The organism is Oceanivirga salmonicida (assembly GCF_001517915.1).
GTDB classification, from domain to species: domain Bacteria; phylum Fusobacteriota; class Fusobacteriia; order Fusobacteriales; family Leptotrichiaceae; genus Oceanivirga; species Oceanivirga salmonicida.
The window spans coordinates 19,673-33,653 of record NZ_LOQI01000013.1 but is presented as its reverse complement, the minus strand read 5'-3'; the positions used below and the strand labels follow the sequence as shown (position 1 = coordinate 33,653).

At 24.7% G+C, this 13,981-nt stretch carries 14 protein-coding genes; 12 read left to right on the top strand and 2 right to left on the bottom strand.

The genetic code is table 11. From position 1 onward, the window contains the following. Positions 1-359 precede the first annotated feature (359 nt). On the bottom strand, positions 360-1,184 hold the full coding sequence (locus tag AWT72_RS02905; RefSeq protein ID WP_067140546.1) for a CPBP family intramembrane glutamic endopeptidase: 825 nt from the start codon (positions 1,182-1,184) through the stop codon (positions 360-362). Between the two features lie 223 nt (positions 1,185-1,407). On the opposite strand from AWT72_RS02905, the gene AWT72_RS02900 reads away from it, so the two are divergent. From AWT72_RS02900 to AWT72_RS02870, 8 genes are all read left to right on the top strand, one after another. Next, positions 1,408-3,792 (top strand): sialidase family protein, encoded by a 2,385-nt coding sequence (locus tag AWT72_RS02900; protein WP_067140543.1) that lies wholly within the window; start codon positions 1,408-1,410, stop codon positions 3,790-3,792. 277 nt (positions 3,793-4,069) lie between these two features. Then, on the top strand, positions 4,070-4,204 hold the full coding sequence (gene rpmH / locus AWT72_RS02895) for a 50S ribosomal protein L34 (protein WP_067140540.1): 135 nt from the start codon (positions 4,070-4,072) through the stop codon (positions 4,202-4,204). Positions 4,205-4,250: 46 nt separating this feature from the next. Then, positions 4,251-4,619 (top strand): ribonuclease P protein component, encoded by a 369-nt coding sequence (rnpA, locus tag AWT72_RS02890; protein ID WP_067140537.1) that lies wholly within the window; start codon positions 4,251-4,253, stop codon positions 4,617-4,619. Then, complete coding sequence (gene yidD, locus AWT72_RS09150; protein WP_082680516.1) at positions 4,567-4,776, top strand: membrane protein insertion efficiency factor YidD; 210 nt, start codon at positions 4,567-4,569, stop codon at positions 4,774-4,776. Before rnpA ends, yidD begins: the two co-directional genes overlap by 53 nt. Before the next feature lie 10 nt (positions 4,777-4,786). Next, a complete protein-coding gene (locus AWT72_RS02885; protein ID WP_067140534.1) occupies positions 4,787-5,461 on the top strand; it encodes a YidC/Oxa1 family membrane protein insertase in 675 nt (224 codons plus the stop codon). After that, a complete protein-coding gene (locus AWT72_RS02880; protein ID WP_067140531.1) occupies positions 5,454-6,224 on the top strand; it encodes a Jag family protein in 771 nt (256 codons plus the stop codon). Before AWT72_RS02885 ends, AWT72_RS02880 begins: the two co-directional genes overlap by 8 nt. A gap of 1 nt (position 6,225) precedes the next feature. After that, on the top strand, positions 6,226-7,590 hold the full coding sequence (gene mnmE, locus AWT72_RS02875; protein ID WP_067140548.1) for a tRNA uridine-5-carboxymethylaminomethyl(34) synthesis GTPase MnmE: 1,365 nt from the start codon (positions 6,226-6,228) through the stop codon (positions 7,588-7,590). A 12-nt stretch (positions 7,591-7,602) separates the two neighbouring features. Continuing rightward, the gene (locus AWT72_RS02870) at positions 7,603-8,316 is read left to right on the top strand and encodes a GntR family transcriptional regulator (RefSeq protein WP_067140528.1); all 714 of its coding nucleotides are present in this window, start codon (positions 7,603-7,605) and stop codon (positions 8,314-8,316) included. A 94-nt stretch (positions 8,317-8,410) separates the two neighbouring features. Here the strand turns inward: AWT72_RS02870 and AWT72_RS02865 are convergent, their stop codons facing one another. Beyond that, positions 8,411-10,681: a hypothetical protein gene (locus AWT72_RS02865; protein WP_067140525.1), complete on the bottom strand. Its 2,271-nt coding sequence runs from the start codon at positions 10,679-10,681 to the stop codon at positions 8,411-8,413. Between the two features lie 216 nt (positions 10,682-10,897). Here AWT72_RS02865 and AWT72_RS02860 point away from each other — a divergent pair, with 216 nt between their 5' ends. From AWT72_RS02860 to AWT72_RS02845, 4 genes are read left to right on the top strand one after another with little or no spacing between them, the layout of a single operon-like run. Further along, entirely contained in the window at positions 10,898-11,920 is a 1,023-nt protein-coding gene (locus AWT72_RS02860) for a threonine aldolase family protein (protein WP_067140522.1), read from the top strand. A gap of 28 nt (positions 11,921-11,948) precedes the next feature. After that, positions 11,949-12,368 (top strand): gamma-glutamylcyclotransferase family protein, encoded by a 420-nt coding sequence (locus AWT72_RS02855; protein WP_067140519.1) that lies wholly within the window; start codon positions 11,949-11,951, stop codon positions 12,366-12,368. After that, positions 12,369-13,040, top strand: a complete 672-nt coding sequence (locus AWT72_RS02850) for a DUF969 domain-containing protein (RefSeq protein WP_067140516.1) — start codon at positions 12,369-12,371, stop codon at positions 13,038-13,040. Position 13,041: 1 nt separating this feature from the next. Continuing rightward, the gene (locus tag AWT72_RS02845) at positions 13,042-13,971 is read left to right on the top strand and encodes a 5-oxoproline transporter, DUF979 family subunit (RefSeq protein ID WP_067140513.1); all 930 of its coding nucleotides are present in this window, start codon (positions 13,042-13,044) and stop codon (positions 13,969-13,971) included. Positions 13,972-13,981 lie beyond the last annotated feature (10 nt).

Here is a 13,981-nt window from a genome sequence, read left to right as displayed (position 1 = left end):
AATCATAGTTGGTCTCCTTTCGGAGATAATAAAATGGCAAAATTATTATATCATAATTTTTATAAAAAAAAATAGGGAGCCACCCTATTTTTACCATTTTATGTTCAAAATCTTTTTTTCAAAAATGTTTTGTAATAATATTATACTATCTTTTTATTTTTTAGTCAATTTTTTTATCCTATCTAAATTGTAGATATTGTAAATGCAACAATTGCATATGTTCCAAAGAGAAAAATACCATTGGGTAGTATATGAAAATACTCTAATAAATAATGAATTAAACCTATGCCTATACCCATAATTATACTTTTAAATAATATATATTTTATACTATATTCCATATTTTTTCTTTTCTTTAATTATACTAAAAATCTTGTGATAATGAATACAAATAATATGATTATATTAAGTACTTTATAGTTTTTCAAATATTTTTTTATACTCTCTAAATCTATTTTAGATAAACGCACTATATAAATAAAGAAATTAATTATAAAGGTTATTATATAAAATATAATTATTAAATAAATTATTGATTCATAAATAAAAGAATTTATAGCTGTTTTGGGAATATATAAATAATATATAGTTTGATTTGTAACTATTAAATTCATAAAAAAATGCATAATTATTGAATATTTTATAGAATATTCATATGCTACATAACCGAAAATTATTCCAATCACTATCATAGCAAAAATTGCTACATTTTCTATGTGAACAAAGGCAAAGAAAAATGCTTGAATAACTATCGCTACTTTATAACCATATTTTTCAAGAGAGTTTAATAGTAAGCCCCTAAATAGTAGCTCTTCTATTATTGGCAACATTATTAAACTAAGAAATATAAAAAAATTAATATTATGATTTATATTAGTAGGTGATAAAGGTTTAATAATAACTTTTGTAAAGTCTCCTAAATAAACATTAACAAGCATAATTAACGAAAATACAGAAAGAAATTTTAATACACTCATCTTATTTTTGGTTTTAAATATCTCTACATGTCTTATACTAGAATATAATATTGGGATAAACATAATCCAAATAATTATAAGATATTCATGTATAAATTTAAAAATTTCTAAGTGTGTAGTATCGTATGCTAATAAATTTAAAAATCTAAAAACTCCATATGAAATGTACATTAATACTAAATATAGTGTTCCTTTTGCTTTTGTCATAATAATTCCTTCTTTCAATTTTATATTTGTATATTTTTATCTAACTTATTGGCGATATAATTATACTGTTTTTTATTTTTTAGTCAATATTTTTTTTTGCATTTATTAGTGTTTAAATTTTTTTTCATTTCTAAAAAAAACAAAAGAAAAAAAATTGCAAAAAATGAAAATCATGGTATATATATATTAACTTTAATAAAAAAAAATGAAAGGAGATTTTCAAGTGAAAAATTTAAAATTTTTAGTGTTTTCAGTGATTTTAGCGAGCGGAGGAATATTATCTTTTGCCGCAGACAATTCTATAAAATATAATCCTGAATTAAAAAAAGGCTATAATTTAACAAATAGAGGAACTAAATGGCCAGGAATAGGTCCTAATGAAGAAGCTCCAGGAACAGTTAAATTAGGTTTTTCAAGAATACCCGCTATGATAATAACTAATGATAATAAAATGGTAGTTATGTTTGATCTAAGATGGAACAGTCTTGATGATAAAACAAGAATAGATCCAGGTGTTGCCATATCATCTGATGGCGGATTTAATTGGGATAAAAAAACTGCCTGGTCAGTAAAAACAAGTAAATCTGATAGAAGAAGACATATGGATTCAACTTTATTATACGATCCAATAAAAGAAGAAATATATGCAATGCATGGTTCTTGGAGTGAAGGAATACATAACTGGTATATAAATAGAAAAGAGTATAGAGATAAAAAGATTTGGTCAGCAGTTGTGCATAAGAGTAAAGATCACGGGAAAACATGGGAAGAACACATAGAGTTTGATAAAGATAAAAATGCTAATATATATTTACCTAATACTAAAAACGGAGACCCTATAGTAGGTTTTTTAGGTGGAGTAGGGACTGGAACAGTATTAAAAGATGGAACATTAGTATTTCCTATACAAACAGCACATCAACATCAAGGAATAGGGGCAACTATAATGTATTCGAAAGATCATGGAAAAACATGGCAAATGCCAGAAAGTTCTAATATTATAGGTCCAAATCAACAATCATTAGAAAACATGGTTTTTCAAATTGGGAATAAATTAGTAATGACAGGTCGTGGAGAACACGGTAAAAATAATAGATGGGCATATTATACAGAAGATTTAGGAAAGACTTGGAAAGTATATGACCCAGTACATAATTTTGGGGGTTCAAAATCTGCTGCTGCACAAGGGTCTAGTATATATGTAACTTTACCTAATGGAAGAAAAGTTCTATTAGTATCAAAAGTTGATGGAGCACAAAGTGATAATGACAAAGGAAAACCATTTACTCGTTCTAATACTTCATTATGGGTTTTAGATGCACTAGACCCTACACATAAAGTTAGAATTGCAGATATTAGACCAGGCGAAGGAGAAGCATTAGGAGATGGTTATAGTTCATTAGCATATAAAAATGGACATTTATTTGTTGCATATGAAGACCATGGCGATATAAAGGTAAAAGATTTAACTGAATTTATACCTGAAATAGAGAAAAAATCAATAGAATGGGGTCTTGAAAATCATAGAGAAAAAGAAGAAAAAGAAATAAAAGAATTAGAAAAACTAAATAATAAACAAAAAGAAATTTTAGTAGAAAAATTAAAAAAAGCAGATGATACAGCAATAATAATAGCACTTGCCTTAGATAAAGAAATGAAAAAATTAGATGAAAAGCTAAAAAATAGTGAAATTGAAAAAAATAATAAGAAATCTCCATTAGTATCTAATTTAAAAAAATATGAAAAAGTAAAAGAAGTGATTACAGATACATTAAATAAAGAAAAAGGAACTTATGTTAATCATAAAAATATAGAAGAAATTAGAGCAGAATTAGACAAAGCCTTAGAAGCATTAAATCAAAAAATAGATTTAGAAAAATATGTAAAACTTTCTGAAGAATATTTACTTCATGATAATGATATAATAAATAATTTTAATAAAAATCTATATGTTGAATTAGGAATTTCTAGAAGAGATGATATAAGTCCAATTACTAAATTAGGATTTAATTATGATATTAATAAACAATTTAAAATAGGAGCATTTGCAGAATATGAAAAAAGTGCTAATCACAATTTAGGATTAGGAATTAATTTTGTTACTAATATTGATAAAAATAATATAGTGGGATTTGTAAGAAGTGGTCTTACTATACCTAATTCTAAAAAAGTTAATTTTAGTGCAGACACTTATTTAAGATATGCAAGAAATATTGATATAACACCAAACTTTGAAATAAGTCCTCATATAGGTGTTTATGGTTCTTATTCACCTAAAACTAAATTTGATGATGACGCTATATTAACTCCGAAATTTTTTGCCGTTGTAGATGCTGGAATTAATTTAAAATATAGTGTAAATGGATTTGCATTTAATATAGAGCCAGTATTTAAAACTAGATATGGTAATGAAATATTTGTACAACAAAGTAATGATGAAAAAATTAGTAAGAAAGTTGAAGTAGGAAAACTTGCTTATGATTTAAGTTTAGGTTTTGAAAATAAATTTAAAAATAACATTATTTTAGGAGCAAATTTAAAAATTGGAAAAGACTTCTTTAACAAATGGAAAACTGAATCTAAAATAAGTTTAGGTTATAATTGGTAGAAATAAAGGGGGAATTTAGAATGAACATATTCTTTTTATCTCCCTATTTTCTTTTTTTATTTTCATTTATAAAAAATTTTTATAGTATCAAATTTAATTAAAATTTGGTATAATATACAAATACTAATAATTTCATGAAAAAAAACTTGCTTTAAATTTAAGTAAAGGCGATTTAGTTGATAAAAATAGTATTTAATGATATAATAACCTTGACTTTTGAAACAGATTTGTTTATTATATAGTGTATTATATAAAAAAAAGCAGGAAAGGAAAAGATATGAAGAGAACATTTCAACCAAATAATAGAAAAAGAAAAAAAGATCACGGATTTAGAGAAAGAATGAAAACTAAGAGTGGACGTAACGTCTTAAAGAGAAGAAGAAATAAAGGTAGAGCAAAAATATCAGCTTAAGATCGGTGTCCAAACAATCGCACCGATTTTTTTGAACGGGAAAAAGATGGAAACATTAAAAAATAAAAGAGAATTTGATCCAATATATTTAAGAGGAAGTAAAATATATACAAAATACACAATAATTTTTATAAAAAATATTAAAATTCAAAAATTCGGATTTGTAACTAGCAAAAAAGTTGGAAATGCTGTTAAAAGAAATAGATTAAGAAGAATTTTTAGAGAAATTGTAAGAAATAATATAGAAAATTTTGATAGTAATAATGCATATATCATAGTTGCCAAAAAAAATTGTGGAGAAGATTTTAAAAATTTAAACTACAATATATTAAAAAAAGATATATTAATGGGATTAAAAAAAAATGAAAAGAATACTAATAAAAATAATAAAAATATACCAGAAAATATCAAATAAATATTTACGGAAAAGATGTAAATATTACCCGACTTGTTCAGAATATATGAAACAGGCAATAGAAAAATATGGTATTTTTAAAGGTATATATTTAGGTACAAAAAGAATACTGAGGTGTAATCCTTTCACTTATGGAGGATATGACCCATTAAAATAAAGGAGATAACATGAATTTTTTAAGAATACCGTTTATAGAGAATTTATTACTAAAATTATTAAGTTTTTTAGCAGAAATTTTGGGAAATTATGGTTTAGCAATAATAGCAACAACAATAATTATAAAATTAATACTTTATCCATTGACAGTAAAGCAAGAAAAATCAATGGCTAAAATGAAAAAATATCAACCAGAAATAGATGCAATTAATAAAAAATATAAAAGTGATAGAGCAAAATTAAGTGAAGAAACAACAAAATTATATAGAGAAAAAGGGATTAATCCATTAGGTGGATGTTTACCTTTATTAATACAGTTACCGATTTTTATTATGCTTTATCATACATTTACAAGTAATGCTATACCAAAAACAGCAAGTTTTTTATGGTTTAATTTAGCACAACCTGATAGACTATATACTATTAGCGGATTTGATATTAACTTATTGCCGTTATTAGGTGGATTATTAAGTTTTGTTCAACAAAGAATAATGATGCCTAAAAACTCAGATTCAGCAGGAGCAGAAAATACTATGCAAACAGCATTGCTTGCTATGCCAGTAATTATGACATTTTTCTTTTATAGACTTCCATCAGGACTTAATTTATATTATGTTTTAAATATGTTAATAACATTATTATTGCAAAGATATATTCAAGCGAAAGTGAGAGAAGAAAATGAATAAGATAATATTAAAAGCTAAAAATAAAACAGAATTAGAAAATTTAATAAAGAAAAATATAGTTTTACAAAAAGATGAAACATATACAATAAAAGAATTAAAGAAACCTAGTTCTTTTTTGTTTTTTAGTTTTAAAGGAAAATATGAAATTATAATACTTAGCAAAGATGAATTGGCTAATTTAAAATCTAAAAAAAATGATATAAAAGAAGTTAAAAATACTAACGAGATAAAGAAACAAAATAATTTTAAAGAAAAAAAAGTTAAATCTAATAAAAAAGAAAAAGAGATTAAAGTTTCTAAGGAAGATTTTGTTATAGAAAATTTAATAAAAGAAAAAATTTCTAAATTATTAGAAAGTATAAGTCTTGATATTGAAATAGACAAAATAGAAAGAAATTCTAATAAATTTTTTGTTAATTTAAAAGGAAAAGATATTAAATATGTAATAGGAGAAAAAGGAATTGCCTTAAATTCGTTAGAATATTTAATAAACTCTATAAAAGAATTTAGACATAATAAAATTATTTTAGATGCAAATAATTATAGGGAAAAAAGAGAAGTTTCATTACTTAATTTAGCAAATAAAAAAGCTAAAAAAGTGTTAGAAACTAAAGCTTCTTGTAAATTAACACCTATGACATCAAGAGAAAGAAGAGTTATACATGAAGAACTTTCTAAGTATAATGAATTATCAACAGAAAGTTATGGAGTAGATCCAAAGAGATATTTAGTAATAAAATATATAGGAAATGAAAATGAATAATATTTTATTCCAAACAGTTGCAGCCATTGCAACCCCTAAGGGCGAAGGTGGAATAGGAATAATTAGAATTTCAGGAGATAAATCTTTTGAAATTTTAGATAAAATATTTAAACTATATAAAGGAACTAAAATAGGAAATTACAAGTTAAGATATGGGTATGTCCATGATAATGGTAAAGTACTAGATGAGGTAATGGCAGTTCGTATGAAAGGACCTAAGTCATATACGGCAGAAGATGTAGTTGAGATAAATTGTCATGGGGGTTATTTAATTACCCAAAGAGTGTTAGAATTAATTTTAAAAAATGGAGCAGTACTTGCACCAAAAGGAGAATTTACTAAAAGAGCATTTATGAATGGTCGTATAGATTTGTCGCAAGCTGAAGCAGTAATAGATTTAATAGATGGTAAATCTGAAAAAGCGTTAGACATATCTATAAAAAATTTAAGAGGTGATTTAAAAGAAATGATAAATGACTTTAAAAAAACTCTTTTAGATATAACGGCACATGTAAATGTAGTTTTAGATTACCCAGAAGAAGGTATTGATGATCCTGTACCTACTAATTTATTAGAAGATTTAAGACAGGTGCAAAATAAGGCAACTAAACTTATAGAAAGCTATAACAAGGGAAAACTTATTAAAAATGGTATAAAAACAGCTATAGTAGGTAAACCTAATGTAGGGAAATCAACTTTACTTAACTCTATTTTAAGAGAAGAAAGAGCGATAGTAACTAATGTTGCAGGAACTACAAGAGATAGTATAGAAGAAACAATTAATATTAAAGGAATACCATTAATATTAGTTGATACAGCAGGTATAAGAAAAACTGATGATATAGTAGAAAGCATAGGAGTAAAAAAGACAAAAGAAATAATATCTAAGGCTGATTTAGTTCTTATGATATTAGATAGTTCTTCTAATTTTACAAAAGAAGATAAAGAAATTGTAGAATATATAAAAAATGAAGATAAAAAAGTAATATATATATTAAACAAAATAGATTTAGAAAGAAAAATAGAATTAGATTACATAAAAAATGAGAATATTATAGAAATATCTGCCATGAAAAACATAGGTATAGATGATATGGAAAATGTTCTATATAACTATATAACTGAAAATGAAGTTAATGATACGGGTGAAAAACAAATATTAACTAATATTCGTCATAAAACAGCCTTAGAAAAAACCAAATTAGCAATAGAAAATATATTTAATACTATAGAAATAGGATTACCATTAGATTTAATTTCTGTTGATTTAAAAGAGGCATTAGATGCTTTGTCAGAAATAACGGGAGAAATAACATCAGAAGATATATTAGACCATATATTTTCAAGTTTTTGTGTTGGAAAATAATTAGGAGAAAAAATGGCAGTATCACTTTATTATGAAATATATGAGAAATTAAGAAAGAATATAATAGGTAAAAAATATAGTATAGGAAAACCTATTCCCTCTGAAAGAGACCTAATGAAAATTTTTAATGTTAGTAGAACAACTATTAGGCAAGCAATTCAAAAATTAGAAAATGATAACTTGATATATAAAGTTCAAGGTAAAGGGAATATTGTTTCTAGAAATCCTATAAATCAAAATCTTAATAATTTTTATAGTTTTCATAATATGATATTATCATTAGGAAAAACTCCAACTTCAAAAGTGATTTTTTGTGAAATTATTAATGCTGGTATAAGATTTTCAGAAATATTTGGAATTTTAGAAACAGCAAAACTATATCATATTAAAAGATTAAGATTAATAGATGGTGAACCGGCTATGTTGGAAAATACCTTTATACCAGAATCAAGATTTAAAAATTTTAATTGTGATAAGTTAAATACAACTCCAATGTATGAGATATTTAAAAAAGAGTATGATATTGTTTTTAATAAGGCAAAAGAAACTTTTAAGCCTGTAATAGGAGTTGATACAGAAGATATAAAATATTTACATATAGATAAAAATGATATAGTAATGCAAATAATTAGAACGGCTTATGAAAGAGATAAAGTAGTAGAATATACTATATCTCATGTGAGAAATGATTTATTTGAGTATACAGTTAATTTGTCAATGCTATAAGGAAGTAAATTATTTATATATAGAAAAATAATATATTAAAATTAGATAAAAGCTGAATCGAATTTGATTCAGCTTTTTAAATATTTATATTTTTCTAGTATCTATATTGTAAATTTAAAGTAAATTTAGTGTCAGTTCCACTATATGTAGTTTTATCTGCTTTTGGAACAAAATCGTTATAAAGTCTTAAAAAATTATCTCTTTTAAATTGTATATTTGCTTCTCCTTTAATTGTTAAATAAAGCCCTTTAATTATTTTAGCTTTTAATTCTATATATGGTTTTAAATCTATTTCATGCCCATAAACCCATTTATTATTTTCTTCCTGAAGTTGTTTTCTTAAAGAATCAGCCAATTCTTTAGTATATTCCTTGATTTCTAAGTAGTCTTCATATTTACTATTTGGGAATTTTTCTTCGTATTCTTCTCTAGTCAAAGTTTTTTCAAGTAAATCTGGATGTTTACTTGCTAGTAAAAATTCTTTTTTAGCAATTCTATTTTGAATAGAGAAAGTAAAATCAAAACCAGTTTTTACTCTAAGATCATCAAAAGTATGAGTATAGCTAGCGTCAAATCCAAGACCTAGTAAATTTGTTTGATGATTATATGTATTATTTTTTAATATTGTATTATATTCATTATTTAATTTAAGTTTTAGATTAAAGTTTTTAAATAAGTCTCTATCTACACTAGTTTCAAGTTTATTGTTTATTAAAGTATTGTTTTTACCAACTAATGACTTAGTTTTTAAAGTATTTTTTAAATTAAAATTAAATCCTTTATATTTATATTTTGCCTTAGTTTTATTTTCAAGTTCTATATTGTGTATAGTAGTTTTTGCATTTTCTAAACCACTATCATCTAATAATTTAGATTTTATAATTTTCATGTACTTAATTGTTCTTTCATTTCCCAATAAAGGATCATTTATTTTTTTTTCGTACACAGTATGCAATTCAAAACCATCATCATTTTTGTATAAAAATTCTTTGATTTTTGAACTGTCACTTAAAAAGTCGGGGTCATTTTTTAAATATTTATCTTCTTCATTTTCAAATTTATATTCAAAAAAGTTTATATACACTTTTTTACTATCTTGTGTTTGTTCATAATTATGTTTAATATTTAAGTTATTTTCTAAAACTAAATTATCAGTAAATATATTAGTCTTTTTAAGTTTCAACTCTAATTCTGTTGTAAATTTTTCATCTTTTCTTTTATACTTATTTTTCAAATCAGGCACTGTAAATAAGTGTTTTTCATAATCTCCTACATGAGTAAGTCCTAATTTTACTTTTATTTGGTCTTCTTTATCGTGTTCATGATTTAAAATTTCATAAAATTTATGTTGTCTATGTTTTTCAGTATTATAGTCATAAAAAAATTCTACCTTATTTTTATATTTATCTTTTTCGTTTATAGCTTGTAATTGTAAACCATTATATGCATATATACCTAGAGTGGTATTTTCATCTTTTTTGTATCTTAAATCTAAATCTAATTCAGTTAATAAAGGTTTTAATTTATATGCATTAAAGTAAAATCTAGGAACAAATGATAAAGATATATTGTCATTAAATAAATTTATATTTTTTCCTTCAATAATACTTTCACCAGCAAAGTGTTTTCTATCTTCTTCTTTGAAAGATGTTAAATATTGTGTCCATTTAAAACCGTTAAAACCATTAAAATATTCTAAACTAGTTTTTAACTGGGCATCATTACTTTCTTTTGTTATCTTTTTTAATTTAGGTGTAAATAAATCAAGGTGTTCTCTATTATGTTCATGTAAGTGATCGTGATCATCATCGTCATCACTATGTTCATGGCTATGGTCATGATTATGATGAGAATGATCGCCGTGGTCATGATCATGGACATGTATATTATTATTTTTATTTAAAGTATCAAATAATGCTTTTTCAACATGTTGTGAAAGAGCAATTTGTAAGTAACGAGGATCTGTAGTAAATTCATCTTTTTTATCTGTATAAGTAAATTTATTTCCATAATATTCTTCGCTAATTATTTCATCACCAAAAAAATCCTTTTCTTTTATTATTTTAACTTCAGGTGATTTATTTAATTTTATAGTATCATATCTAATTGCAAAATCAGGTTTAAATATATTTTGTCTGCTCCCTTGTAGGACAAAATTAAATTTTAATTTATCATTATTTGTTGTTAAAGTAAAATCTATTGGTCTGTATTTTAACTTGGTAAATTGTTTATTATTTTTTTTAAATTTAGTTTCAACTTCCACATTAGATTTTAAAAGTACATGGGTTCTATTTTTGCCTTTAGTTATTTTAGCATTACTGATAGAACTAATAATAAGTAATAAAAAAAGTATATTCTTTTTCATGTTTCTCCTTTATTTTTGTCGTTTTAGTAGATTATATATATAATTTATAATGAAATCAATAAGTCTAAATCAGTTATTTTTCAGTTAAAAATTACAATAGTATTGAATTTAAAAGAATAAATTAATGAAAAAAAAATCAGTTATTTTTTGGATAAAAAAAATTTGTAAAAATAGAAAAAAATGGTAATATATATTAGGAGATAAGGAGGGATAAAAATGTTGTTCTTTTTAAATGATTATGGAGATGGAGCTCATCCAAAAGTTTTAGATGCACTAGTTAAAACAAATTATGAATATACATTAGGTTACGGTGAAGATAAATATTGTATAAAGGCAAAAAAGATAATTAGAGAAAAATTGAATTGTAAAAATGCAGATATTCATTTTTTAGTTGGTGGAACACAAACTAATTTAATTACAATTTCTCATATTTTAAAACCTTATGAAGCTGTTATTGCTTGTAATACAGGTCATATATCAGTACATGAAACAGGAGCAATTGAAGCAACAGGTCATAAAATTATAGAAGTTCCAGGAAAAGATTTTAAGGTAACTGTGGAAGATATAAAGACTGAATTAAAAAAACATGAAAGTTTTCATATGGTAAAACCTAAACTGGTCTTTATTTCAAACACAACAGAACTTGGTGGAATTTATACTAAAAAAGAGTTGGAAAAACTTAGTAAAGTATGTAGAGAAAATGACTTATATCTATTTTTAGATGGAGCAAGAATTTCTTCTGCTATAGCATGTGAAAAATCTGATTTAGAACTTAAAGATTATGCAAAATATTGTGATGCTATGTATTTTGGTGGAACAAAAAGTGGCTTACTTTTCGGAGAAGCAGTAATTTTAATTAATGATAAAATTAAAGAAAACTTTAAGTTTTATACTAAACAAAGGGGTGGACTTTTAGCAAAGGGTAGATTATTAGGAATACAATTCATAGAGTTATTTAAAAATAATCTATATTTAAAAATAGGGGAACATTCTAATAAAATGGCTATGAAAATGAAAAAAGCACTTGTAGAAAAAGGAATAGAGTTAGTTTCTGATACATATACTAATCAAATTTTTGTATACTTAAATGATGAAAAAATAAAAAAATTATCTAAAAAAGTTCTTTTCACAGTTGATTTTTGTCCAAATAGAGATGAAAAAATTGTTAGATTTGTAACTTCATGGGGAACTAAGGAAGAAGAAGTTGATAAGTTTATAGAAATAATAAAGAAAATGTAAAATTATTTTAAAGGAGAAAGAATAGTTTATGAGATATTATTTGGCATATGGTAGTAATATGGTAATAGAGCAAATGAATATAAGATGCCCTGAATCTAAATTTATAAAAACTGAAAAACTTTATGGTTATGAACTTATTTTTAAAAGAACAAGAGAAGGTGTTTATTTGGATTTAATAAAATCGGACAAAAAAAATTATGTTCCCGTAGTTATATGGGAAATAAGTGAAAATGATGAAAAAAATTTAGATGAATATGAAGATGTTCCTTTAAGTTATTTGAAAAAAGAAATAGATTGTTCAATAGGAAAAGCGTTAGTATATATAATGGCTAATAAATGGACTAAAGAAGAAATACCAGAAGATAAATATTTTTTACCCATACTTAAAACATATGAAGAAAATAAATTTGATGAAAATATATTAATAAAAAATTTAGGGGGAATATAAATGGAAATAATTAAATTACTAGGAATAGTAATAATAGTTTTAGGATTCTATTTTAGATTAGACGTATTAGCAGTAATAGTATTATCTGCACTGGTAACTGGATTATTAGCAGAAATGAGTATTATACAAATTTTAGAAATATTGGGAGATTCATTTGTTAAAACTCGTTTAATGAGTATTTTCTTATTAACTTTTCCAGTTATAGCAATATTAGAAAGACACGGATTAAAAGAAAGAAGTGCTAAACTAATAATGAATATAAAACAAGGTACAGCAGGAAAAGTTTTAGGTATATACACAATATTAAGAACTATTGCAGCAGCATTATCGCTTCGTATAGGTGGTCATGTTCAATTTATTAGACCCTTAATATACCCTATGGCATTAGCCGCAGCTGAAAAAGAAAAAAATGAAACATTAAAAGAAAATGAAGATGAAGAATTAAAAGCATTAGCTGCAGCAGTTGAAAATTATGCAAATTTCTTTGGGCAAAATGTATTTGTTGGAGCAAGTGGAGTATTATTAATACAACAAACATTGGAAGCATCAGGGTATACAACAACAATAACAGATATTGCAGTTTGGAGCATTCCAGTTGCAGTTATAACAGTTATATATGCATTAGTACAAACTTATTTATATGACAAAAATTTAAAAGGTAGGGTGAAATAATATGAAAGAGTTATTTTTCTATATAACAGAAATAATATATTCTCTTTGTGGTTTAGTTGCAGTTTCTGCATCTATAAGGGGATTACAAAATAAAGAAAAAAGAATAGGAACTTTTATGTTCTGGCTTGTAGTAGGACTTTTATTCATATTAGGTGCACATATACCACCTGCATTTACAGGAGGATTAATAGTTATGTTAGCCCTTATAACTCTTACTAAAAATGTAAAAATGGGAGCTTTTGCTGAAATGCCTTTTGAATTAAAAAAAGCAATGGCAGAAAAACATAAAAATAAGATATTTATACCAGCATTAGCAATAGGACTATTATCATTTTTGATTTTACAACTTAAAATAGGTGGTGTTAGTGCTCCACCAGCAGTAGCATTAGGAATTTCATCTATAATTGCTATAATTTTAGCGGTTATACTATTTAACCCTAAACCAAATGAAGTTATGGAAGATACTAATAAAATTGTAATGCAAGTAGGACCTTCTAGTTTATTACCACAATTATTAACAGGATTAGGTAAGGTATTTACTATAGCAGGTATAGGAGAATTAATATCTAAGCTATTTACTAATATAATACCAGAAAATAACTTATTTATTGCTGTAATGATATATTGCCTATCAATGGCAGTATTTACAATGATTATGGGTAATGGATTTGCTGCATTTTCAGTAATAACAACAGGAGTTGCTGCACCATTCTTATTAGCACATGGAGCAAGTATACCAGTAGTGGGAGCATTAGGAATGACAGCAGGATTCTGCGGTACTCTTATGACACCTATGGCTGCGAACTTTAATATAGTTTCAGCGGCTGTACTAGAAATTAAAGATACCAATAAGGTAATAAAAGTGCAAACATTTTTAGCAATACCTTTATTAATTACACATATAATATTAATGTATTTATTAGCATTTTGAGAAAAGGAGA

Excerpts from the sequence above, each read along its gene's own strand:
- AWT72_RS02905 (WP_067140546.1), bottom strand. The coding sequence starts at position 1,184 with ATGACAAAAGCAAAAGGAACACTATATTTAGTATTAATGTACATTTCA.
- rpmH (WP_067140540.1), top strand. The coding sequence starts at position 4,070 with ATGAAGAGAACATTTCAACCAAATAATAGAAAAAGAAAAAAAGATCAC.
- rnpA (WP_067140537.1), top strand. The coding sequence starts at position 4,251 with ATGGAAACATTAAAAAATAAAAGAGAATTTGATCCAATATATTTAAGA.
- yidD (WP_082680516.1), top strand. The coding sequence starts at position 4,567 with ATGAAAAGAATACTAATAAAAATAATAAAAATATACCAGAAAATATCA.
- AWT72_RS02885 (WP_067140534.1), top strand. The coding sequence starts at position 4,787 with ATGAATTTTTTAAGAATACCGTTTATAGAGAATTTATTACTAAAATTA.
- AWT72_RS02880 (WP_067140531.1), top strand. The coding sequence starts at position 5,454 with ATGAATAAGATAATATTAAAAGCTAAAAATAAAACAGAATTAGAAAAT.
- AWT72_RS02870 (WP_067140528.1), top strand. The coding sequence starts at position 7,603 with ATGGCAGTATCACTTTATTATGAAATATATGAGAAATTAAGAAAGAAT.
- AWT72_RS02865 (WP_067140525.1), bottom strand. The coding sequence starts at position 10,681 with ATGAAAAAGAATATACTTTTTTTATTACTTATTATTAGTTCTATCAGT.
- AWT72_RS02860 (WP_067140522.1), top strand. The coding sequence starts at position 10,898 with ATGTTGTTCTTTTTAAATGATTATGGAGATGGAGCTCATCCAAAAGTT.
- AWT72_RS02855 (WP_067140519.1), top strand. The coding sequence starts at position 11,949 with ATGAGATATTATTTGGCATATGGTAGTAATATGGTAATAGAGCAAATG.
- AWT72_RS02850 (WP_067140516.1), top strand. The coding sequence starts at position 12,369 with ATGGAAATAATTAAATTACTAGGAATAGTAATAATAGTTTTAGGATTC.
- AWT72_RS02845 (WP_067140513.1), top strand. The coding sequence starts at position 13,042 with ATGAAAGAGTTATTTTTCTATATAACAGAAATAATATATTCTCTTTGT.